This is a genomic window from Aquincola agrisoli, from assembly GCF_036621135.1.
In the GTDB taxonomy this organism is placed as follows: Bacteria; Pseudomonadota; Gammaproteobacteria; order Burkholderiales; family Burkholderiaceae_C; genus Aquincola; species Aquincola agrisoli.
In genome coordinates this window covers 298,247-321,070 of the sequence record NZ_JAZIBG010000020.1, presented here as the reverse complement: position 1 = coordinate 321,070, position 22,824 = coordinate 298,247, and the positions used below count along the sequence as shown (strand labels likewise).

Genomic DNA, 22,824 nt, shown 5'->3' with positions numbered 1-22,824 from the left:
GACGAATCCCGTTTCCAAAAACTAATATCATGTAAACGTTTACATCCCCATCATTTAAGCCGTGTGCAGTTCGGCGGCCAGCGACCTGCATCCATGAGCACCACCCCTTTCCCGCCCGGCTTCCTGTGGGGCTGCGCCACCTCGGCGTACCAGATCGAAGGCTCGCCGCTGGCCGACGGCGCCGGTCCCAGCATCTGGCAGCGGTTCGCGCAAACACCCGGGCGCATCGCCAACGGCGACACCGGTGACATCGCCTGCGACCACTTCCGCCGCTGGCGCGAAGACGTGGCGCTGATGCGCGACCTGGGCCTCACCTCCTACCGCTTCAGCCTCGCCTGGGGCCGCGTGCTGCCCGAAGGCCGCGGCCGCGTGAACCCGGCCGGCCTCGGCTTCTACGAGCGGCTGGTCGACGAGTTGCTGCGCCACGGCATCGCACCGATGGCCACGCTCTACCACTGGGATCTGCCGGCTGCGCTCGACGACCGCGGCGGCTGGCTCAATCCCGACATCGCCGGCTGGTTCGGCGAGTACGCGCAGACCGTGTTCCGCGCGCTCGACGACCGCGTGAAGTACTGGGTCACGCTGAACGAGCCCTGGGTGGTGGCCGACGGCGGCTACATGCACGGGGTGCTGGCCCCGGGCCATCGCAGCGCGAACGAGGCCGCCATCGCCGCCCACCGCCTGATGCAGGCCCATGCCACGGGCGTGCAGGCCTACCGCGCAGAAGGCAGGCACCAGATCGGCCTGGTGGTCAACATCGAGCCCAAGCACGTGGCGCCCGGCGCGACCGAGGCCGACCGCCACGCGCAGACGCTGGCCGACGCCTACATGAACCGGCAGTACCTCGACCCCGCCCTGCTGGGCCGCTACCCCGACGAACTGCGCGAGGTGTTCGGTGATGCGTGGCCCGCCTGGCCGGATGCCGAGGTCGAGGCGCTGAAGGTGCCGATCGATTTCCTCGGGCTCAACTACTACACCCGCAGCGTGGTCCGGCACGATCCAGCGCACTGGCCGGTGCCCGCGGCGCCGGTGCGGCAAGCCGGCGCCACCTGTACCGAGACCGGCTGGGAGCTGTACCCCGCCGGCCTGACCGATACCCTGGTGTGGATGCACCAGCGCTACGGCCAGCTGCCGCTCTACGTCACCGAGAACGGCGCCGCCTTTTACGACCCGCCGCGGGCCACTGCGGGCCGCATCGACGACCCGCTGCGCGTGCAGTACCTGCACAGCCACGTGGCGGCGGTGCACGAGGCCATCGCACAGGGCGCCGACGTGCGCGGCTACTACGCATGGTCGCTGCTCGACAACCTCGAATGGGCACACGGCTTCAGCAAGCGCTTCGGCCTGGTGCACGTCGACTTCGAGAGCCAGCAGCGCACGCCGAAGGCGAGCGCGCAAGCCTACCGCGAGATCATTCGCAGGCACGGCGCGGCCGACTGAAGGCCGCTCCATGCCCGCCACGATCAAGGACGTGGCACGTGTGGCCGGTGTGTCGGTCGCCACCGTGTCGCGTGTCCTCAACGGCTTCAGCAACGTGCTGCCCGCCACCCGGCGGCACGTCGAGGAAGCGGCCCGCCAACTCGGCTTCGCACCATCGGCTGCCGCGCGCAGCTTGATCACGCGGCGCACCGACACGATCGGTGCGCTGCTGCCGGACCTGCACGGGGAGTACTTCTCCGAACTGATCCGGGGCATGGACCAGGCCGCGCGATCGCACGGCCTGCACCTGCTGGTGTCGAGCGCGCACGGCCACGCCCAGCAGGCGGCGGCTGCCTTCGGCGCCATGCGCGGACGGGTCGACGGCGTGCTGGTGATGTCGCCGCAGGTCAGCGAAGGCGGGTCGGTGGTCGACGCACTCGGCAGCATGGCCTGCGGGCTGCCCACCGTGCTCGTCAACACACCCGACGCATCGCGGCGGCTGCCCAGCTTCGTGGTCGACAACCTGGGCGGCGCCCGAGCGATGGTCGAGCACCTGCTGGCCACCGGCCGCCAGCACCTCGTGTTCGTCGGTGGCCCCAGGCACAACCATGAGGCCACCGAGCGCCGCCGCGGCTGCCTGGAGGCGCTGGCCGCCGCCGGCGCGCCCAAGCCTTGGGAACTCGAGGGCGACTTCACCGAAGCCGCCGGCCAGGCCGCAGGCCGGCGCATCGCCGAGCGCCTGCGGGCGGCCCGGCCGAAGCTGCCGCGTCCACAGGCCGTGTTCGCGGCCAACGACATGACGGCCGTCGGCGTGCTGGCCGCGCTCACGGCCGCGGGCCTGCGCGTGCCGGAAGACATCGCCCTCGGAGGCTTCGACGACGTGCCGATTGCGCGCTACCTCAGCCCCGCGCTCACCACGATCCGCGTGCCCATCGTCGAGTTGGGCACCGCGGCCACGCACGCGCTCGTGCAACGCATCGAAAACGGCCCGCAGCAAGAGGCCGCTTCGCCCCCCGGCGCCTTCACGCCGTCCGTGCTGCCGGTGGAACTGCTGCATCGCCGTTCCACTGCCCTGCCCGCCGGCTGAACCGCCACCGCCCGCCCTGGAGACCCGAGGAGACAGAGATGAAAAGAAGACCGTACCCCGCCACGCTGACCGCCGTCGCCACCGCGGCGCTGCTGGCGCTGGGCAACCTGGCCGCGCATGCGCAGGTATCGACATCCACGCTGAAAGGCCAGGTCGGCGCCACCGGCACGGCCGCCCGGGCCGGCGTGCCGGTGACGGCCGTCAACCGCGACAACGGCAACACCTACCGCACCGAGACACGCACGGACGGCAGCTACGTGCTGGCCGGGCTGGCCCCGGGCCGCTACCTCGTGCGCGTGGGCGCGGAGGGCACGGAGGGCGGGCAGGTCGAGCTGCAGGTGGGCGAGACCGCATCGCTGGACCTCGCACTGGCCGCGGCGGCCGGCACTGGCGGCGCGGAGCGTGTGACCATCGTCGGTTCCGCCCAGCGGCAAGGCGTGAAGGAGTCACAGGTCGGCACGACGATCTCGCGCAAGCTGATCGAGGCCACGCCGCAGAGCACGCGCAACTTCCTGGCGGCGGCGGACATGGCGCCGGGGGTGAGGTTCGTCGAGGAAGCGTCGGGCAACACGCGCATCCAGTCCGGCGCGCAGAACATCGACAACGTCAACGTGTTCATCGATGGCGTGAGCCAGAAGAACAACATCCTGCGCGGCGGCATCAGCGGGCAGGACTCGAGCCGCGGCAACCCGTTCCCGCAGTCGGCCATCGCCGAATACAAGGTGCTGACGCAGAACTACAAGGCCGAGTTCGACCAGGTCAGCGGCGCCGCGATCACGGCGATCACGAAGTCGGGCGGCAACGAGACGCACGGCGAGATCTACGCCGACCGCACCGGCACCAACTGGCGCGCGAAGTCCCCGTTCGAGAAGGAGCGGCGGGCGCAGGGCGTCAAGCTGCCGCCGTCCAGCAAGAACGAGTTCGGCGCCAGCGTCGGGGGCGCGATCAAGGAGGACGTGCTGCACTACTTCGTCGCCTACGACGGCAAGCGCATCAACGACTCCCGCCAGGTCACCCCGCGGCGGCTCGACCTGCTGCCGGCCGACGCGGGGATCGTGCCCTCCCTGCGGGAGGCGCAGGGTTCGGCGGTCGACCGATTCACCGAGCACCTCTTCTTCGGCAAGCTGGATGCGCAGCTCAGCGACAACCGCAGGCTGTCGCTGTCCACCAAGATCCGCCGCGAGAACGACACCGTGCCCGAGGACCGCGACCTGAGCGCGCCCGGCAACAGCAAGGACCGTGTCAACGACGAGACCCGCGTCGACCTGGTGCACGAATGGAACCTGGGTGCCTGGCTCAGCGAAACGCGCGTCGGCTACGAGAACACCGTCTACAACCCGCGGTCGTCCAGCCACCGGCCGTTCATCAAGTACACCGCCTCCACGTCGGCGCTGCAAAGCCTCGACTCGTCGCAGGACGTGCTGTTCGTCGGGGGCTCGTCCGACGCGCAGCACCGGGAGCAGACCGGCCTGACGCTGGCCCAGGATCTCACGTACACCGGCGTGGCCGGCCACGTCTTCAAGATGGGCGCGCGGTTCAAAGACATGCGCTACAGCCTCTCGGGCACCTCCCGCAGCGTCGACATCGTGCGCACGCTGATCGACAGCACCACGGGCGAGCCCTACTTCGACGGCAGCAACTGCCTGGATCGCAACGGCGCGGTCACCGGTGACAACGACACCAGCGCCCTGGGCAAGATGTGCCACATCGACCGCGCGCTGGCGGGTGCCTCGGCAAGGTTCAACAACCAGCAGTTCGGCCTGTACTTCCAGGACGACTGGTCCGTGACGAAGAAGCTCGAGCTCAACCTGGGCGTGCGGTACGACTACGAGACCAACATGCTGAACAACCGGTACGTCACGCCGGCCGATCGCGTGGCAGCGCTCTACAGCCTCGACACGACCCGTTCCGACATCACCCCTGAACCGGGCCAGACCTATGCCGAATCCCTGGCCAAGGGCGGCATCCACATCGCGGACTACATCGCGGACGGCAAGTCGCGCAGGAAGTTCAAGGGCGCCTTCGCGCCGCGCCTGGGGTCCTCGTACGACGTGTTCGGCGACAAGGCCACGGTCATCTTCGGCGGCTGGGGCCGCAGCTACGACCGCACGATGGCCAACAACGCCCTCGACGAGAAGCAGAAGAACGCGGTGGCCAACGGCGAGACCTGGCTGATCCGCAACAAGGGCAGGATGCCCTACGCGGACCAGTGGAGCCTCGGCCTGCGGCAGGCCCTGGGGGCCTGGAACACGGAAGCCATCCTCAGCAGCGTGCGCGCGAAGAACCAGTTCATGTGGTTCAGAGGCAACCGCGACCCGAACGGGGGCTACGGCTCGGCTTCGACCATCGACCCGCTGTGGGGCGGAGCCCCCGGCTACGGCAACCTCGTGCTGGGCGATTTCGTCGGCGAGAACAAGACCAACTCCCTCTTCCTGAAAGCCGAGCGGCCCTACACCCGCGATGCCGGCTGGGGCTTCGCGCTCGCCTACACCTACACCGACGCCTCGACCACCAACAAGGAGTGGAGCAGCAACCTGCTCTACGACTGGACCTACGGCCGCAGCGGCCGCGGCTGGAACCCGTCGACGGACGTCGACAAGCACCGCATCGTCGCCGCCGGCGTCTGGGACGGGCTGCCCTGGGGCCTGCAGTTCTCGGCCAAGGCCAGCTGGGCCAGCGGCCTGCCGCGCAAGCTCACCGACTGCACGGGCGTCGACGCGAAATGCGTGTACCGCGAAGCCGATTCGCCGAGCTTCCGGCAGGTCGACGTGAGCCTGCTGAAGAACTTCAAGCTGGGCAGCAACACCGCGGTGCTGCGCGCCGACGTGCTGAACCTGTTCAACACCGCCAACTACGGCGGCTTCGACGACTGGATCGGCAGGGCACCAGCCGCCGGCAACCCGGCCAACCGGTACGGCGGCGACAACCTCAACGTCGGCAAGCCCAACGGCATGCGCGGCCCGATGCGCACCGTCAAGGTGACGCTGGCCTACCGGTTCTGATCCGCCACCTACCCGGCGCAGCGCACCGTCGTACGGGGCCGCGCCGCCTCATCGCTCGTCAATGCCCACACCCGCTCATCCCACGGCGGGGGCCTCTGCAGTTTCTGGCTCCTCATCCCCTTCACATCCCAGCCTGACCCGCCGCCGCTGGCTGGCCCAGGCCGGTGCCGGCCTCGCCGCCTCGACCCTGGGCCTCGCGCACGGCACGGCAGCGCCCGCGACAGCCGATGCTGACGACCTCGGCTGGCTCGACGAGCTCGAGGCCCGCACCTTCCGCTTCTTCTGGGAGACCACCGACGCCGCCACGGGCCTCACGCCCGACCGCTGGCCGGGCCCCGGCCCGTGCAGTGTGGCGGCGATGGGCTTTGCGCTCAGCGCCTATGCCGTCGGCATCGAGCGCGGCTTCGTCACGCGCGAGGCTGCGGCCGCGCGCGTGCGCACCACGCTGCAGACCCTGCACGACCTGCCGCAGGGCCCGCAGCCCGAAGGCAAGGCCGGCTACAAGGGCTTCTTCTACCACTTCCTCGACATGCGCACGGGCCTGCGCACCGGCGCCTGCGAGCTGTCCACCGTCGACACCGCGCTGCTGCTGGCGGGGGCGCTGCACTGTCAGCAGCACTTCGACCGCGCCGACCCGGTGGAGCGCCGCATCCGCGACCTGGCCCAGGCGCTCTACGAGCGGGTCGACTGGCGCTGGGCGCAGGTGCGACCACCGTCCATCAGCCACGGCTGGCAACCGGAGATCGGCTTCCTCAGCTCCGACTGGAAGGGCTACAACGAGGCCATGATCGTCTACCTGCTGGCCCTGGGGTCGCCCACTTTTCCGGTGGAGCCCGCGGCGTGGAGCGAGTGGCTCAGCACCTGCCCGCGCGACTGGGGCACCGAGCACGGCCAGACCTACCTGCGGTTCCCGCCGCTGTTCGGCCACCAGTTCACCCACTGCTGGGTCGACTTCCGGGGCCTGCAGGACGCCTACATGCGCGAGCAGGGCATCGACTACTTCGAGAACTCGCGCCGCGCGACACTGGCGCAGCAGGCCTACGCGGTGGCCAATCCCAACGGCTGGGCCGGCTACGGGGCGGAGGTATGGGGCGTGACCGCCAGCGACGGCCCTGCCAACGTGGAGCGCCCGTTCGGCGATGCGCTGCGGCAGTTCATCAGCTACGCCGGCCGCGGCATGGGCGGCCCGCACACCGGCGACGACGGCACCATCGCGCCCTATGGCGCAGGCGCCTCGATCGTGTTCGCGCCCGACATCGTCGTCCCGACGCTGAAGGCGTTGCACGACCGGTACGGCGAGCACCTCATCGGCCGTTACGGCTTCTACGACGCCTTCAACCTCAGCTTCACGTTCGAGGACGTGCCGCTGCTGCACGGCCGCGTCATTCCCGGCTTCGGCTGGGTGGCGTCGGACTACCTCGGCATCGACCAGGGGCCGTTCTTCGCGATGCTGGGCAACCATCGGGGCGAACTGATCTGGCGCACGATGCGAAAGCACCCGGCGCTGCGCCTGGGGCTGCTGCGCGCTGGCTTCCGGGGAGGCTGGCTGGGATGACCCTGCGAAGGCGCAGCTGGCTCGCGGCCGCAGGCAGCCTGGCGCTGCCCGGGTGCGCGCGCCGCGACGACGGCACCCTGCGCTTCTGGGCCATGGGGCGCGAGGGCGAGGTCGCAGTGCAGCTGCTCGACGGCTTCGAGCGCGAGCACCCAGGCCTGCGGTTGCGCGTCGAGCAACTGCCGTGGAGCGCCGCGCACGAAAAGCTGCTCACCGCCTTCGCCGGCGACGCCACGCCGGACGTGGCTCAGATGGGCAACACCTGGCTGCCCGAGATGGCGGCGCTCGATGCGCTCGAGCCGCTGGCGCCGTGGATGGCGCAGACGCCCGCGATCTCCGCGGCCGACCACTTCGAAGGCATCTGGCAGACCAACACCATCGATGGCGTGCAACTGGGGCTGCCGTGGTACGTCGACACGCGCCTGCTCTTCTACCGCCGCGACCTGCTGCAGCGTGCCGGCATCGCCACCCTGCCCACCAACTGGGGCGCCTGGGCCGACGCGATGCGGCGCCTGCACGCCGGCCCGGTGCCCGCGCCCATCCTGCTGCCGACCAACGAATTCGAGCCGCTGCTGGCGCTGGCCTTGCAGCAGGAAGGCACGCTGCTTCGCGACGGCGGCCGGCGGGGCAACTTCTCGGGCGAAGGCTTCCGGCGGGCGCTGGGCTTCTACCTGTCGCTCTTCGAACGCGGCTATGCGCCGGGCGTCAGCAACAACGAGGTGGCCAGCGTCTGGCAGGAATTCGGCCGCGGCAGCTTCGCGTTCTACATCTCCGGGCCCTGGAACATCGGCGAGTTCAAGCGACGGCTGCCGGCCTCGGTGCAAGGCCGCTGGGGCACGGCGCCGCTGCCCGGGCCGCACGGGCCGGGCGCCTCCACCGCGGGCGGCTCGAGCCTGGTGATGTTCCGCCGCTCCCGCATGAAGCCGCTGGCCTGGCAGCTGATCGAATACCTGTCGCGCCCCGCCGTGCAGCACCGCTTCTACCGCCTCACCGGCAACCTGCCGCCGCGCCGCAGCACCTGGGCGCTGCACGATGCCGACGGCCCGGCGCTGGCCGACGACCCCTATGCACGCGCCTTCGCCCAGCAGCTGGAGCGTGTGCGCCCGGCGCCGGCCGTGCCTGAGTGGGAGCGCATCGCGCAGGAGATGCAGTTCGCCGCCGAACGCGCGATCCACCGCCGCAGCAGCATCGACATCGTCGTCGCCGAGTTGGACGAACGTGTCGACCGCATCCTCGAGAAGCGGCGCTGGATGCTCGATCGCCAGGCCACGGCGGCCTCCGGAGCCCGGCCGTGAAGCGGTTCGTCGACCATCGCGACTGGGTGGGCTGGAGCTTCGCCGCGCCGGCGCTCATCGTCATCGGGCTCTTCTTCGGCGTGCCGGTCGCTGCCGGGCTCGCGCTCAGCCTCACCGACTTCGACATCTACGCGCTCGCCGACCTGCGCAACCTGCGCTTCGTGGGCGCCGACCAGTACCTGCACCTGCTGCAGCTCCCGCTCTTCTGGAAGGCGCTGGGCAACACCGCCTACTTCGTCGCCGTGGGCGTGCCGCTGTCGATCGGCGTGTCGCTCGGTGCCGCGGTGCTGCTGCAGTCGAAGGTGGCCGTGTTCCGGCCGCTGGTGCGCACCGCGCTCTTCGCACCGGTGGTCACCACGCTGGTGGCGGTGGCGGTGATCTGGCGCCACCTCTTCCATGTGAAGTACGGCCTGGTCAACCAGGGCCTGCTGGCGCTGGGCCTGAACCCGGTCGACTGGCTGGGCGACCCGGCGTGGGCCATGCCCACCATCATCCTCTTCGCGGTGTGGAAGAACTTCGGCGCCAACATGATCATCTTCATGGCCGCGCTGCAGGCCGTGCCGCAGGACATCTACGAAGCCGCCGAGATCGACGGCGCCGGCCCCTGGGCGCAGTTCCGCCACATCACGCTGCCGTCGATCGCGCCCACGCTGGGCCTGGTGAGCATCCTCACCACGGCCGGCTACTTCCAGCTCTTTGCCGAGCCCTACGTGATGACACAGGGCGGCCCGCTGCAAAGCACCGTCAGCGTGCTCTACCTGATGTACGACGAAGGCTTCAAGTGGTGGAACCTGGGCGCCGCCTCGGCGGTGGCCTTCGTGCTGTTCGCGCTGATCGTGCTCATCACCCGCGGCGTGCCGGCCCTGGCCGCACGCTGGCAGCAGCGGGGTGCGCGATGAACGCAGCCATCGTCCGCCGGCCGCTGGCCACGCTCGCCGTCAATGCTGCGCTGGCGCTGATGGCGCTGGTGGCCATCGCGCCGCTGCTGTGGATGGTGGCCGTGTCGCTGATGGCCACGGGTGCCTCCAGCACGCTGCCGCCGCCGCTCTGGCCCGAGGCGCCCACGCTCGAGCACTACCGCCAGTTGCTGGCCGACGGCCACATGGCGCGTGCCTTCGTCAACAGCCTGGGCCTGTCGGTGGCCAGCACGGTGCTCTCCACGGTCTTCAACACGCTGGCGGGTTATGCCTTCGCCAAGCTGCATTTCGCGGGCCGCGACCGCGCCTTCGCGCTGCTGATCGCGGCGCTGGTGATCCCCGGGCAGGTGGCGATGCTGCCGCTCTTCCTGATGCTGAAGGGCATGGGCCTGGTGAACACCTACGCGGGCGTCCTGATCCCCGGGCTGGCGGGCATCTTCGGCATCTTCCTGGTGCGGCAGTACGCGCGCAACGTGCCCGACGCGCTGATCGAGGCGGCCCGCATGGACGGCGCTGGCGAGTGGACGATCTTCCTGTACATCGTGCTGCCGCTACTGAAGCCGGTGCTGGTCACGCTGGCAGTGTTCGGCTTCCTCGGCAGCTGGAACGATTTCATGTGGCCGCTGATCGTGCTGACCGACGGCGACCTGCACACGATGCCGGTGGCGCTGGCCTCGCTGGCGCGCGAGCACGTGCAGGACAGTGAACTGATGATGGCCGGCGCGGTGGTGACCGTGCTGCCGGTGCTGCTGCTGTTCATCGCGCTGCAGCGCTACTACCTGCAGGGGCTGACGATGGGGAGCGTGAAGGAATGAGGGCCGCCTGCATCGCAGCCGCCATGGGGGCAGGCATCGCGCTCGTGGTGGCGGCCGCAGCCCAGGCGGCGCCCGCCGTCGACGGCTGGACCGCGTCCGCCTCCGACCAGGTGCGCGCCTCAGTGCGTGCAGGCCCCAAGGGCAGCGCCTGCCTGCACTACGACTTCGCGGGCGTGTCGGGCTACGCGGTGATGCGGCGCGCCTGGCCGCAGCAGTGGCCGCAGGACGCGTCGCGCACGTTCGAGATCCGCGCCCACGTGCACGGCACCGGCGGCCGTAACGACCTGCAGTTCAAGCTCGCCGATGCCAGCGGCGACAACGTCTGGTGGGTCAACCGGCCCGACACGCAGCCGCCCGCCGCACCGAAGGCGATGGTCATCAAGCCGCGGCACATCGAGTTCGCGTGGGGCACCCGCACCGACCGCCGCCTGCTCGACACCGCCGAGGCCGAATGGGTGGTGTCCGCCGGCCGTGACGGTGGTCGTGGCACGCTGTGCGTGGCCGGCTTCTCCCGCGTCGACCTGCCGGCCCCCGGGCCCGCGCCGCAGCCGGTGGTGCAGCAGGGCGACGGCCGGCTGCAGATCGACTTCGGCCAGCCGCGCGAATTCAACGGCCTGGCCTTGCAGTGGCCCGCGGCGCCGGGCGACTACCGCGTGGAAGCCAGCGCCGACGGGCTGCGCTGGCAGACGCTGCGCGAGCTCAAGGGCAGCGGCACCGGCCTGCACACGCTGTGGCTGCCGGAAAGCGAAACACGCCACCTGCGCCTGCGCTGGCCGCCGGGCATCGGTGCGCCCACCTGGTCGCTGCGCAATGCGCAGGCCTGGCCCAACCGCAATGCGCTGCTGGCCGAACAGGCGCGCGCCCTGCTCCGCGGCGACCTGCCGCGCGCTTTCCACGGCGAGCAGAACTACTGGGCGCTGGTGGGCGTGGATGGCGGCGGCGAACGCTCGGGCCTCGTCAGCGAAGACGGCGCGATCGAGGTCGGCCGCGGCGGCTACAGCATCGAGCCCACCGTGCTGCTCGACGACGGCACGCGGCTCGATGCGTCGAACGTCGAGATCCACCACCACCTGCCGCAAGGCCACCTGCCGATGCCGGCGCTGCAATGGCGGCACCCGGCGCTGCGCCTCGACATCGAGACCGCGGCCGACGGCACGGCCCGCCAGCCCACGCTGCTGGCGCGCTACCGGCTGCACAACCCCGGCCCGGCCGAACGCACGGTGCAGCTCTGGCTCGCGCTGCGGCCGTGGCAGGTGAACCCGCCGCAGCAGTTCCTCACCACACCGGGTGGCGAAAGCCGGGTCGCATCGCTCGCCTGGCGCGCCGGCCGGTTGTGGGTGAACGGTGCCGCCGGCCCCGCGCCCACGCAGGCGCCGCAGGCCGTGCAGGCGGCCCCGTTCGACCAGGGCCTGTCGCTGCAGGCACTGGGCGCTGCCGCAGCGCTGCGGAGCACCTTGACGGACCCCGAAGGCCTGGCCAGCGCGCTGATGCGCTTCGACGTCACGCTGCCGGCCGGCGCCACGCGCACCGTGGGCTGGACGGCACCGCTGGGCGCTGCGACGAACGCTCGGCCCATCGCCTCGATGCGCGACCTCGACGCCCGCTTCGACGCCGCGGCCGCCCGCTGGCACGAGCGCCTGAACCGCGTGCGCCTGGCGCTGCCGCCCGATGCGCAGCCGCTGGCCGACACGCTGCGCACGTCGCTGGCGCACATGCTGATGTCGCGCGACGGCCCGCGGCTGCAGCCCGGCACGCGCTCGTACGCACGCAGCTGGGTGCGCGACGGCGCGATGATGGTCGCCGCGCTGCTGCGCATGGGCGAGCGCGACGCCGCCCAAGCCTTCGTCGACTGGTACGCCGGCCATGTGTTCGCGTCGGGCAAGGTGCCCTGCTGCGTCGACCGCCGCGGCGCCGACCCGGTGGTGGAGAACGACAGCCACGGCCAGTACCTCTACGCGGTGGCCGAGCTGTGGCGCCACACGCACGACCACGCGCTGCTGCAGCGCCACTGGCCCACCGTGCGGCGCGTGACCGGCTGGATCGAGCAGCAGCGCCAGCAGACACGCGGCGCCGGGTTCCGCACGCCGGAGCGCGCCCACCTCTTCGGCCTGATGCCGCCGTCGATCAGCCACGAGGGCTACGCCGACAAGGCCGCCTATTCGTACTGGGACGACTTCTGGACGCTGCGCGGCCTGAAGGACGCGGTGCTCATCGCCCGGGCACTGGGTGAGACGGGCCGTGCGGCCGCCTGGGCCCGCGGGCGCGACGAGTTCGAGCACGAGCTCGCCGCCTCGCTGCAGGCCAGCGCCCGCCGCTACGGCGTGCCCTACGCGGTGGGCGCGGCCGACCGTGGCGACTTCGATGCCACCTCCACCACGATGGCGCTGAACCCCGCGCAGGCGCAGGCCGCGCTGCCGGCCGGCCTGCTCGAAGCCACGTTCGAGCAGTACTGGCAGCAGGCCGACGACCGCGCGCAAGGCCGCACGCCGTGGAAGGACTACACCCCCTACGAATGGCGCACCGTCGGTGCGCTGCTGCGCCTGGGCCAGGCCGAACGCGCGCATGCGATGACACGCTTCTTCATGGCAGACCGCCGCCCCGCCGGCTGGAACCAGTGGGCCGAGGTCGTGCTGCCGGCCTACCGCGAGCCCCGCTTCCTGGGCGACATGCCACACGCATGGGTGTCGTCGGATCACATCCGCTCGGTGCTGGACATGCTGGCCTTCGAGCGCGAGCCCGACGACACGCTCGTCATCGGCGCCGGCTGGGCGGCCGGCTGGCTGCGCCATCCCGGCGGCGTGGCGGTCAGCGGCCTGTCCACCGCGCACGGTGATCTCACCTACCGGCTGGCACCCACCGCAGCCGGCTGGACGTTCGACCTCTCGCCGCTGGCCCGGCCGCCCACGGGCGGCGTGCGCCTCGTGTGGCCCGGTACCGGTCCGCTGCCGCAAGCCGATGCCGGCGAGACGGCACTGCGCTGGGCGGGCCGCGAACTGCGGCTGCCCGACGGCACGCGGCGGCTCACCCTGACCAATACCGGCGCGCGCCCCGAGGCGCCGGCACCTGCCCTGACCCGATGAACCAGACCCTGCCCCCGCCAGCCCGCGCGCTGGCCAACGACGCCGGCCTGGCCCTGCGCCTGACGCCGGAAGGCGCGCTGCGCGAGGCCCATTGCCGCGGCGTGATGCTGAACCTGTTTCCCGCGACGGCCATGGAGGCCGGCCCCGGCGGCCTCTGGCTGCGCCGCCACGCCGCCGATGGCGGCGTGCAGGCCATGCCGCTCACGGGCCCGGATTCGCCGCTGGCGCCGGCCGGCGACGGCCCGCGCCATGCGGAATGGGCCGGCATGTGGCAGGGGCTGCAGGTCCGCCTGCGGCTCCAGCTGCATGCAGTGGACGCAGCCTGGTGTTGGCACGTCGGGCTGGCTGCGACGGCCGATGCAGCTGACGCAGCCGAGGTCGACCTCGTGCTGCTGCAGGACGTGGGCCTGGCCGATGAAGGCGCGATCCGCACCAACGAGTACTACGTCAGCCACTACATCGACCTGGCGGCGCTGCAGCACCCGCGGCGCGGCGCGGTGCTGGCCGCCCGGCAGAACCAGCCGGTGCAAGGCCGCCACCCCTGGCTGGCGGCTGCTTCGCTGCGGCGGGCCGTTTCGTACGCAACCGATGCGCTGCAGGTCTTCGGAGCGGGCTGGCGTGCCAGCGGTGTTGCACCGGCCGGCGTGCGCGACGGGCTGCCCGGCACGGTCAAGCAGCATGAACACGCGCTGATCGCGCTGCAGGACGAGCGGCTGACGATCGCGCCCGGGCACACGGCCTCCGCCGGGTTCGTCCTGCTGCATGCGGCCGATCATCCGGCGGCCACGTCGGCAGCCGATCTCGGCCGGCTCGACCCGCTGCTGGCATGGGCCGAGCGGGTGTCGTCATCGACCGCGGCGTCGATGGCTGTCTCGAGCACCGCACCGGAGGCAACGAGCGCAGCCACTCCTGCCGCGCCGGCATCGGGCGACCGCAGCCTGTTCGCGTCGGCGCCCTGGCTGGCGGCACGTGACCTCACCGCTGATGAGATCACCGCGCACTTCGGGCCCGTGCTGCGGCACGCCGAGCACGACGTCGCCCGCCGCCTGCTGTCCTTCCACTGCGGCGAAGCCACGCACGTGGTGCTGCGTGCCAAGGAACTGGCCGTGCAGCGCCCGCACGGCCACCTGCTGCGCGCCGGCGTGCACCAGGTCCCCGACGAACGGGCGCTGACCTCCACCGTGTGGATGAGCGGCGTCTTCCACTCGATGCTCACGCAGGGCCACGCCAGCATCAACCGCATGCTGTCGGCGGTGCGCAGCAGCTGGGGCCTGTACCGCTCGCAGGGGCTGCGGGTGTTCGTCGAGCTGGGCGGCGCGTGGCAGCAGCTTGGCGTGCCGTCGGCATTCGCGATCCAGGCGCGCCGCTGCCGCTGGTTCTACCGGCACGCCGCGGGCCTGCTGGAGGTCGAAAGCACGGCCGGCGACGCGCCCGCGGCCGTGCACCTGTCGCTCCACGTGCGCGAAGGCGAACCGCTGCGCTGGCTGGTGACGCATCACATCGCACTCGACGGGCAGGACGGTCAAACCGATGCTCCGGCGGCCTGGACGCACGAGTGCGGCGTCGTCCGCGTGGCCGTGCCGGCCGGCAGCGCACTGGCCGAGCGCCTGCCCGGCGGCAGCTTCTCGATCACCGCGGCGCAACCCGGTGCACTGCTGCGGGTCGGCGGTGATGAAGCCCTGTTCGCCGACGGCCGACGCCGCGGCCTGCCTTGGTTGTGCGTGCAGACGCGGCCCTGCAGCGAGCTGTCACTGCGCCTGTCGGCCGACCTGCTCGCTGCCGCCCCGCCGGCGCAGCACCCGGCGTGGCTCCGACCGCGATGGACCGCCCCGGCCGGCAGCCCGCTGGCGGGCGATTCGGCCGCGCTGGCCGACATCGTCCCCTGGTACGAGCACAACGCGCTGGTGCACTACCTGTCACCGCGCGGGCTGGAGCAATACACCGGCGGCGGCTGGGGCGTGCGCGACGTCTGCCAGGGGCCGCTGGAAATGCTGCTGGCCCTCAACCGGCCGGCACCGGTGCGGCAGCTGCTGTGCACGGTGTTCGGCGCGCAGAACACCGACGGCGACTGGCCGCAGTGGTTCATGTTTTTCGAGCGCGACCGGGCCATCCGCGCCGGCGACTCGCACGGCGACATCGTGTTCTGGCCACTGCTGGCGCTGGCGCGCTACCTGCTGTCCACCGACGACGCCTCGCTGCTCGACGAGCCGCTGCCCTACCGCCGCGCCGACGGCACGCCGGACGGTGAAGGCACGCTGTGGCAGCACGTGGAGCGCGCACTCGCCGTGATCCATGCGCGGCGCATTCCCGGCACCGCACTGGCCGCCTACGGCCATGGCGACTGGAACGATTCGCTGCAGCCCGCCGACCCGCGCCTGCGCGAGCACCTGTGCAGCGCCTGGACGGTGACGCTGCATTACCAGTCGATCTCGACGCTGGCCGAGGCGCTGGAACGGTTGGAGCTGCACGCCGACGCGGCGCACCTGCGTGAGGCGCTGCCGGCGATCGAACGCGACTTCCACCGGCTGCTGGTGCAGGACGGCATCGTGGCTGGCTATGCGCTCTTCGAGCCCACTCAGCCATCGCCCGAGCTGCTGCTGCACCCCCAGGACCAGCGCACCGGCGTGCACTACAGCCTGCTGCCGATGATGCATGCCGTGCTGGCCGGGCTGCTGTCGCCGTCGATGGCGCATGCGCAACTCGCGGCCATCCACCGGCACCTCATGGCGCCCGACGGCGCCCGGCTCTTCGACCGCCCGCTGCCGTACCGCGGCGGCCCGGCGCAGCTCTTCCAGCGCGCGGAAACCAGCGCCTTCTTCGGCCGCGAAATCGGCGTGATGTACATGCACGCGCACCTGCGGTATGCCGAGACGTTGGCCTGCCTGGGTCTGGCGGACGCCTTCTTCGCGGCGCTGAACCTGGCGCACCCGATCGGGCTCGCGCAGCGGGTGCCTTCGGCCAGCCTGCGGCAGGCCAACTGCTACTACTCCAGCTCCGACGCCGCGTTCGGCGACCGCTACCGGGCCGCGGCCGGCTACGACCGCATCGCGGACGGCCGTGTCGCGCTGGACGGCGGCTGGCGCGTGTACTCCAGCGGGCCGGGCATCGCGCTGGGCCTGGTGGTGGGGCACTTCCTCGGGGTGCGGCACGAGGCCAGGCACGTGCTGCTCGACCCGGTGATGCCACCGGCGCTGGACGGGCTGGAGGCCGAGGTGGAGGTGGCAGGCCGCCCTGCACGCATCCGCTACCGCGTCGGGCCACAGGGTTGCGGCGTGCGGGCAGTGGGCGTGAACGTGCAAGGGCAGATGCAGGTGCAGCGGTTCACGCGCGCCCCGCACCCCTATCGCACCGGCGCGGCGGTGCTGGCGCTCGACACGCTGCGCGGCCTGGCGGCGGCCGCGGGCGGGCGGCTCGAACTGGAGATCACGCTGGGCTGAGCCCGCGGTGGGCCGCCCGGGCCGCGCCGCACCGTCGCAGCGACGAGCCAGGGGATCGCCCCTCAACGCATCAGCGGGCCGCTGATGCCTGGCACGAACGCCTCGAACACCCGCAGTGGCACGCCGCCGCGGGTGAAGACCGAACTGCGGGCCGCCACCACGTTGGCGGGCCAGGGTTGGCCGGCGGCGGCCCGCCAGGCCTCGTCGGCGCGGTGGTGCCACACGCTGCCACGGCCATGCCAATGCGCTGCCAACGGCGTGCGGCTCACGCGCGGGTCGACGAACAGCAGCGCGGCCAGCGGGCGCTGGCCCAGCCCGGCCAGGGCCTTCCACGGCCCCTGGAGCGACGACGCCGGTGCCACGCTGCGTGCCCACACCACCGGTGCGTCGCCCACGCGCAGCACCACCTCGCGCACGAGGCAGCGCGTGCCGGGCGCCACGCCCAGATCGGCCGCCTCGCCGGGCAGCAGCGGCTGCACGGCCTGCACGAGCCGCTGCACGCGCACCTCGCCGCCCCACGCAAAAAGCCGCTGCGTCAGCGAGCCGGGGGCCCGCTGCCAGCGGCGTGCGGCCTCGCGGACCGCCCGCGTCACTTGGCGGTCGGCATCGCGAACTCGGCGCCCTTGGGCGTGCTCGCGGGCCAGCGCTGCATGATCGACTTCTGCTTGGTATAGAAGCGCACGCCCTCTTCGCCATAGGCATGCACGTCGCCAAACAAGCTGCGCTTCCAGCCACCAAAGCCGTGCCAGGCCATCGGCACCGGGATCGGCACGTTGATGCCGACCATGCCGACCTGGATGCGTCGCGCGAACTCGCGGGCAACGTTGCCGTCGCGGGTGTAGCAGGCGACGCCGTTGCCGAACTCGTGGTCGTTGACGAGCTGCACCGCCTCGGCGAAGTCCTTCGCGCGCACGCAGGCCAGCACCGGGCCGAAGATCTCTTCCTTGTAGATGCGCATCTGCGGCGTCACGTGGTCGAACAGCGTGCCGCCGGTGAAGAAGCCCTGCTCGTGGCCCGGCACCTTGAAGCCCCGCCCGTCGACCACGAGTCTTGCGCCCTCTTCCACGCCCAGCGCGATGTAGCCCTCGATGCGTTCCAGCGCCTGCTTCGTGACAATGGGGCCCATCTCGGCATCGAGCTCCATGCCGTTCCTGATCTTGAGCGCCCGGGCACGCTCGGCCAGCAGCGGCACGATCTGGTCGGCCACGTCGCCCACCAGCACCGCCACGCTGATCGCCATGCAGCGCTCGCCGGCGGAGCCGTAGGCCGCGCCGATCAGCGCATCGACGGTCTGCTCGATGTCGGCGTCGGGCATCACCACCATGTGGTTCTTGGCGCCGCCGAGCGCCTGCACGCGCTTGCCGTGGTGCGCGCCGGTCTCGTAGATGTACTGGGCGATGGGCGTGGAGCCGACGAAACTCAGCGCCTTCACGTCGGGGTGCGACAGCAGCGCGTCGACCACCGTCTTGTCGCCCTGCACGACGTTGAACACGCCGTCGGGCAGGCCGGCCTGCCTCAGCAGTTCGGCCATGAAGAGGCTGGGCGACGGGTCGCGCTCGCTGGGCTTCAGCACGAAGGTGTTGCCGCAGGCCAGCGCCACCGGGAACATCCACGCCGGCACCATGCACGGGAAGTTGAACGGCGTGATGCCGGCCACCACGCCCAGCGGCTGGCGCAGCGTCCAGTTGTCGATGCCGGTCGAGACCTGGTCGGTGAAGCCGCCCTTCAGCAGCTGCGGGATGCCGCAGGCGAACTCGACGATCTCGATGCCGCGTGTCACTTCGCCCTGGGCGTCGGTGAACACCTTGCCGTGTTCGGCGGTGATCATCGCGGCCAGGGTGTCGCGGTGCTGGTTCATCAGCGCGAGGAACGTGTTGAGCACCCGGGCGCGCCGGATCGGCGGGGTGTCGGCCCAGGCGGGGAAGGCAGCGGCGGCCGCGGCGACGGCGGCGTCCACGTCGGCCACGCTGCCCAGCAGCACCTGGCGTGCCACGGCACCCGTGGCCGGGTTGTAGACCGCCTGGCTGCGGCCGCCGGAACCGGCAACGGGCTGCCCGCCGATCCAGTGGCCGACGTCGGTGGTGCGGGTGAAGGCTTCGGGTGCGCCCATGGCTGGTCTCCGGTGTGTGAGCTTCGGGGGAAGGCCGCCAGTCTAGGAGCGGCAGGGCCCGGCGCAAAGCCACGGCAGGTGGACGCATTGTTCACGGAGCTGAACAATGCAAGGCATGGATCCCTCCACGCAGCCCGACCGCCGCATCGAAGCCCTGTGGTCCCATGTGCACTGGCTCGGCACGCTCGCGGAGGCCGGCAGCTACACCGCCGCGGCACAGCGGCTGGCGGTCAGCAAGGCAGCGGTCAGCCAGCGCATCACCGAGCTGGAGCGGGCCGCCGGCGTGCCGCTGGTGCAGCGCACGACGCGCAGCGTGCGCCTGACGCCAGCCGGCCAGCAGCTGGTGGACCACACGCGCGCCGCCTTCGAGCAGATCGAGCGCAGCTTCGCGGGCGTGCGCGACCTGGCGGCCACGCCGCGGGGGGTGCTGCGCATCACCGCGCCGGTGGCGCTGGGCCGGCAACACGTGGCGCCGGCACTGGAGGGCTTCTACCGGGCTTTCCCCGACGTGCGCGTGGACCTGGAACTGTCGGACCGGCTCGTGCCGCTGGCACGCGAAGGCTTCGACCTGGCGGTGCGCCACACCAGCGTGCCGCCCGACAGCCACGTCGCCTGGCGGCTGTGCCCTTCGCGCACGCTGCTCGTCGCCAGCGCGGGCTACCTGCGCAAGCGGGGCACGCCCCAGCATCCGGCGGCGCTGTCCAGCCACGACTGCCTCGCCTACCTGCGCAGCGGGCCGGCGCTGTGGCAGTTCGAGCGCTCGTCACCGGACGAGCCCGATACCGCGCCCGGCGCGGAGCCCGAGCGTGTCAGCGTGGCGGTTCAGGGGCCGCTGCGCGCCAACAACTCCGAGTTGCTGCGTGATGCGGCGCTGTCGGGCCTGGGCATTGCGCTGGTGCCCGACTTCAGCGCGACGTCGGCCTTGCGCGCCGGAAAGTTGCGCGAGGTGCTGCCGGGCTGGCGTCCGGTCGGCTTCTTCGGTGATGCGATCTATGCGATCCGCCCGTGGAGCCCACAAACGCCCCGCGCCGTACGTGAAGTGGTGGCCTACCTGCGGCAAGCCCTGGCCGACGGGTTCGATCCGGCCGCCCCGTCCTGACGCAAAAAAGCCTCGGCGATGCGAGGCTTCACGTTCAGGCGGACCGGGGGTGTTTGGAGGCGCGATCCGGAGTCGAACCGGACTAGACGGATTTGCAATCCGTTGCATAACCGCTTTGCTATCGCGCCGCACTGCCCAACGATAGGGTCAGGACATGAAAAAGGGAAGCGGTCGCCTCCCTTTCTCGAAACTCTGGAGCGGGAAACGAGGCTCGAACTCGCGACCTCAACCTTGGCAAGGTTGCGCTCTACCAACTGAGCTATTCCCGCGGGGTGCCGACACGGACCGACATCGAACCGCATCAACTTCATCTGGAGCGGGAAACGAGGCTCGAACTCGCGACCTCAACCTTGGCAAGGTTGCGCTCTACCAACTGAGCTATTCCCGCTTGGATTCCGATTTCGCACTTCGGCATTGCTGCTTCAGTGCCGCTGACTTGGTGAATCAGCGAGCCTCGCAGTCTACTCGGCACGCTGAATCCACGCAAGCCATTTCCTGAGCAAGCCGCTCAGTGTTTGATGGCCTCCGACGTCGAACCCGCATCGGCCGGCGCAGCGGCAGCCGCCGGCTTCGTTTCCTGGACCGGCTCTTCCTCAGGCAACGGCTGCGGCACGGTCTCGAGTGCCACTTCGAGGACGCGGTCGATCCACTTGACCGGCACGATCTCGAGATTGTTCTTCACGTTCTCGGGGATCTCCTGCAGGTCCTTGACGTTCTCTTCCGGAATGATGACCGTCTTGATGCCGCCGCGGTGGGCCGCCAGCAGCTTCTCCTTCAAGCCGCCGATCGCCGTGACCTCGCCGCGCAAGGTGATCTCGCCGGTCATCGCGACGTCCGCCTTGACCGGGATGCCGGTCAGGGCCGACACGAACGCCGTCGTCATCGCGATGCCCGCGCTGGGGCCGTCCTTGGGCGTCGCGCCGTCGGGCACGTGGATGTGCACATCGCGCTTCTCGAAGAGCTCGTCCTTGATGCCCAGGCGCCGCGACCGAGAACGCACCACCGAGCGCGCCGCTTCCACCGACTCCTTCATGACGTCGCCGAGCGAGCCGGTTCGGATGATGTTGCCTTTGCCCGGCATCACGGCGGACTCGATCGTCAGCAAGTCGCCACCGACCTCGGTCCATGCCAGGCCGGACACCTGGCCCACCTGGTTCTTCTTCTCGGCACGGCCGTAGTCGTACTTGCGCACGCCCAGGAACTCGTGCAGGTTCTCGTCGGTGATGACGACCTGCCCTTCGTACTTCTTGAGCTGGATGCCCTTGACGACCTTGCGGCAGATCTTCGAGATCTCGCGTTCCAGCGAGCGCACGCCGGCTTCCCGCGTGTAGTAGCGGATGATGCCCCGCAGCGCGCTCTCGGTCACGTCCATCTCGTCGTCGCGCACGCCATTGTTCTTGGCCTGCTTGGGCAGCAGGTAGCGCTGGGCGATGTTGAGCTTCTCGTCCTCGGTGTAACCCGACAAGCGGATCACTTCCATCCGGTCCAGCAGGGCCGGCGGGATGTTCATCGAGTTCGAGGTCGCCACGAACATCACGTCCGACAGGTCGAAGTCGACCTCGACGTAGTGGTCGCTGAAGGTGTGGTTCTGCTCGGGGTCGAGCACTTCCAGCAGCGCCGAGGACGGATCGCCGCGGAAGTCCATGCCCAGCTTGTCGATCTCGTCGAGAAGGAACAGCGGGTTGCGCGTGCCGACCTTGCTCAGGCTCTGCAGCACCTTGCCCGGCATCGAGCCGATGTAGGTGCGGCGGTGGCCACGGATCTCGGCCTCGTCGCGCATACCGCCCAGCGCCATGCGCACGAACTTGCGGCCCGTGGCGCGGGCCACGCTCTGGCCCAGCGAGGTCTTGCCGACGCCCGGGGGCCCGACCAGGCACAGGATCGGTGCCTTGACCTTGTCGACGCGCTGCTGCACCGCGAGGTATTCGAGGATGCGATCCTTGACCTTGTCGAGGCCGTAGTGGTCCTCGTTCAGCACTTCTTCGGCATTGGCGAGGTCGTGCTTGATCTTGGTCTTCTTCGCCCAGGGGAGCGCGACCAGCGTGTCGATGTAGTTGCGCACGACCGTGGCTTCGGCCGACATCGGCGACATCAGCTTGAGCTTCTTCAGCTCGTTCTCGGCCTTCTTGCGCGCTTCCTTGGTCATCTTGGCCGCGGCGATCTTCTTCTCGAGCTCCTCGAGATCCGCGCCCTCTTCGCCGTCGCCCAGTTCCTTCTGGATGGCCTTGACCTGCTCGTTCAGGTAGTACTCGCGCTGGCTCTTCTCCATCTGCCGCTTCACGCGGCCACGGATGCGCTTTTCGACCTGCAGGATGTCGACTTCGTGCTCGAGCAGTTCGAGCAGCTTTTCAAGGCGCTTGTCGACCTCGAACAGGTCGAGCACCGATTGCTTGGCCTCGAGCTTCAGCGGCAGGTGCGCCGCGATGGTGTCGGCCAGGCGGCCCGCATCGTCGATGCCGGCGATGGACGTCAGGATCTCGGGCGGGATCTTCTTGTTGAGCTTGACGTACTGGTCGAACTGCTGGGTGACCGCACGGCGCAGCGCCTCGATCTCCGGCTTGGTGTCGACCGCCGGCGGAATCGGGGAGACCTCAGAGACGAAGTGCTCGCCGTTCTCGGTGATGGACAGCGTGTTGGCGCGTTGCGTTCCCTCGACGAGCACCTTCACGGTGCCGTCGGGCAGCTTCAGCATCTGCAGGATGCTCGAGACGCAGCCGACGTCGAACATGTCGTCGGCCTTGGGCTCGTCCTTGCCGGCGGCCTTCTGCGCCACCAGCATGATCTGGCGGCCGGCTTCCATTGCGGCTTCCAGCGCCTTGATCGATTTCGGGCGTCCCACGAACAGCGGGATCACCATGTGCGGGAACACCACCACGTCGCGCAACGGCAGCAGCGGCAGCGTGATCGGGTCCGCGGGCAGAACGGGATGTCCGGACATTTAGAAACCTCTCTTTCTCAAGCCGATCTGGGGCTCGAGCGATGGATTGCAAGGCGGCCGGGCTGCCGGCCGC

Annotated in this window: 13 protein-coding genes and 3 tRNA genes; 10 read left to right on the top strand and 6 right to left on the bottom strand. The window is 70.6% G+C overall.

What is annotated here, in order from left to right:
* Positions 1-93 precede the first annotated feature (93 nt).
* The 9 genes from V4F39_RS09400 (at position 94) to V4F39_RS09360 (ending at position 16,604) form a co-directional block, all read left to right on the top strand.
* Positions 94-1,440 (top strand): GH1 family beta-glucosidase, encoded by a 1,347-nt coding sequence (locus V4F39_RS09400; protein ID WP_332289057.1) that lies wholly within the window; start codon positions 94-96, stop codon positions 1,438-1,440.
* Between the two features lie 10 nt (positions 1,441-1,450).
* Positions 1,451-2,506, top strand: a complete 1,056-nt coding sequence (locus V4F39_RS09395; RefSeq protein ID WP_332289055.1) for a LacI family DNA-binding transcriptional regulator — start codon at positions 1,451-1,453, stop codon at positions 2,504-2,506.
* A 38-nt stretch (positions 2,507-2,544) separates the two neighbouring features.
* The gene (locus tag V4F39_RS09390; RefSeq protein ID WP_332289054.1) at positions 2,545-5,508 is read left to right on the top strand and encodes a TonB-dependent receptor; all 2,964 of its coding nucleotides are present in this window, start codon (positions 2,545-2,547) and stop codon (positions 5,506-5,508) included.
* Positions 5,509-5,569: 61 nt separating this feature from the next.
* Positions 5,570-7,063 carry a glucoamylase family protein gene (locus V4F39_RS09385; RefSeq protein ID WP_332289053.1) on the top strand — a complete coding sequence of 498 codons (1,494 nt, stop codon included), beginning with the start codon at positions 5,570-5,572 and terminating at the stop codon, positions 7,061-7,063.
* The gene (locus V4F39_RS09380) at positions 7,060-8,355 is read left to right on the top strand and encodes a sugar ABC transporter substrate-binding protein (protein WP_332289052.1); all 1,296 of its coding nucleotides are present in this window, start codon (positions 7,060-7,062) and stop codon (positions 8,353-8,355) included. Before V4F39_RS09385 ends, V4F39_RS09380 begins: the two co-directional genes overlap by 4 nt.
* Positions 8,352-9,254 (top strand): carbohydrate ABC transporter permease, encoded by a 903-nt coding sequence (locus tag V4F39_RS09375; protein ID WP_332289051.1) that lies wholly within the window; start codon positions 8,352-8,354, stop codon positions 9,252-9,254. The genes V4F39_RS09380 and V4F39_RS09375 overlap by 4 nt, the downstream gene beginning before the upstream one ends.
* Positions 9,251-10,087, top strand: coding sequence for a carbohydrate ABC transporter permease (locus V4F39_RS09370; RefSeq protein WP_332289050.1), 837 nt, complete (start codon positions 9,251-9,253; stop codon positions 10,085-10,087). The genes V4F39_RS09375 and V4F39_RS09370 overlap by 4 nt, the downstream gene beginning before the upstream one ends.
* 23 nt (positions 10,088-10,110) lie before the next feature.
* Positions 10,111-13,167 carry a discoidin domain-containing protein gene (locus V4F39_RS09365; protein ID WP_332289049.1) on the top strand — a complete coding sequence of 1,019 codons (3,057 nt, stop codon included), beginning with the start codon at positions 10,111-10,113 and terminating at the stop codon, positions 13,165-13,167.
* Positions 13,164-16,604, top strand: coding sequence for a GH36-type glycosyl hydrolase domain-containing protein (locus V4F39_RS09360; RefSeq protein ID WP_332289048.1), 3,441 nt, complete (start codon positions 13,164-13,166; stop codon positions 16,602-16,604). The genes V4F39_RS09365 and V4F39_RS09360 overlap by 4 nt, the downstream gene beginning before the upstream one ends.
* A 62-nt stretch (positions 16,605-16,666) precedes the next feature.
* Here the strand turns inward: V4F39_RS09360 and V4F39_RS09355 are convergent, their stop codons facing one another.
* Both V4F39_RS09355 and V4F39_RS09350 read right to left on the bottom strand, forming a co-directional pair.
* Positions 16,667-17,197 (bottom strand): chorismate--pyruvate lyase family protein, encoded by a 531-nt coding sequence (locus V4F39_RS09355; RefSeq protein WP_332289047.1) that lies wholly within the window; start codon positions 17,195-17,197, stop codon positions 16,667-16,669.
* Positions 17,194-18,714, bottom strand: coding sequence for a CoA-acylating methylmalonate-semialdehyde dehydrogenase (locus V4F39_RS09350; RefSeq protein ID WP_332289046.1), 1,521 nt, complete (start codon positions 18,712-18,714; stop codon positions 17,194-17,196). Before V4F39_RS09350 ends, V4F39_RS09355 begins: the two co-directional genes overlap by 4 nt.
* A gap of 115 nt (positions 18,715-18,829) precedes the next feature.
* Between V4F39_RS09350 and V4F39_RS09345 the strand changes: the two genes are divergently transcribed.
* Positions 18,830-19,813 carry a LysR family transcriptional regulator gene (locus V4F39_RS09345; RefSeq protein ID WP_332289045.1) on the top strand — a complete coding sequence of 328 codons (984 nt, stop codon included), beginning with the start codon at positions 18,830-18,832 and terminating at the stop codon, positions 19,811-19,813.
* Positions 19,814-19,867: 54 nt separating this feature from the next.
* On the opposite strand, the gene V4F39_RS09340 is transcribed toward V4F39_RS09345, so the two are convergent.
* From V4F39_RS09340 to lon, 4 genes are all read right to left on the bottom strand, one after another.
* A tRNA-Cys gene (locus tag V4F39_RS09340) sits at positions 19,868-19,941 on the bottom strand.
* A 65-nt stretch (positions 19,942-20,006) separates the two neighbouring features.
* Positions 20,007-20,082 (bottom strand) — tRNA-Gly (locus V4F39_RS09335).
* A 43-nt stretch (positions 20,083-20,125) separates the two neighbouring features.
* Positions 20,126-20,201, bottom strand: a tRNA-Gly gene (locus V4F39_RS09330).
* A gap of 120 nt (positions 20,202-20,321) precedes the next feature.
* Positions 20,322-22,751 (bottom strand): endopeptidase La, encoded by a 2,430-nt coding sequence (gene lon, locus V4F39_RS09325; RefSeq protein ID WP_332289044.1) that lies wholly within the window; start codon positions 22,749-22,751, stop codon positions 20,322-20,324.
* Between the last annotated feature and the right edge of the window lie 73 nt (positions 22,752-22,824).

Coding starts and splice junctions, on each gene's coding strand:
- V4F39_RS09400 (WP_332289057.1), top strand. CDS start 94: ATGAGCACCACCCCTTTCCCGCCCGGCTTCCTGTGGGGCTGCGCCACC.
- V4F39_RS09395 (WP_332289055.1), top strand. CDS start 1,451: ATGCCCGCCACGATCAAGGACGTGGCACGTGTGGCCGGTGTGTCGGTC.
- V4F39_RS09390 (WP_332289054.1), top strand. CDS start 2,545: ATGAAAAGAAGACCGTACCCCGCCACGCTGACCGCCGTCGCCACCGCG.
- V4F39_RS09385 (WP_332289053.1), top strand. CDS start 5,570: ATGCCCACACCCGCTCATCCCACGGCGGGGGCCTCTGCAGTTTCTGGC.
- V4F39_RS09380 (WP_332289052.1), top strand. CDS start 7,060: ATGACCCTGCGAAGGCGCAGCTGGCTCGCGGCCGCAGGCAGCCTGGCG.
- V4F39_RS09370 (WP_332289050.1), top strand. CDS start 9,251: ATGAACGCAGCCATCGTCCGCCGGCCGCTGGCCACGCTCGCCGTCAAT.
- V4F39_RS09365 (WP_332289049.1), top strand. CDS start 10,111: ATGGGGGCAGGCATCGCGCTCGTGGTGGCGGCCGCAGCCCAGGCGGCG.
- V4F39_RS09360 (WP_332289048.1), top strand. CDS start 13,164: ATGAACCAGACCCTGCCCCCGCCAGCCCGCGCGCTGGCCAACGACGCC.
- V4F39_RS09350 (WP_332289046.1), bottom strand. CDS start 18,714: ATGGGCGCACCCGAAGCCTTCACCCGCACCACCGACGTCGGCCACTGG.
- V4F39_RS09345 (WP_332289045.1), top strand. CDS start 18,830: ATGGATCCCTCCACGCAGCCCGACCGCCGCATCGAAGCCCTGTGGTCC.
- lon (WP_332289044.1), bottom strand. CDS start 22,751: ATGTCCGGACATCCCGTTCTGCCCGCGGACCCGATCACGCTGCCGCTG.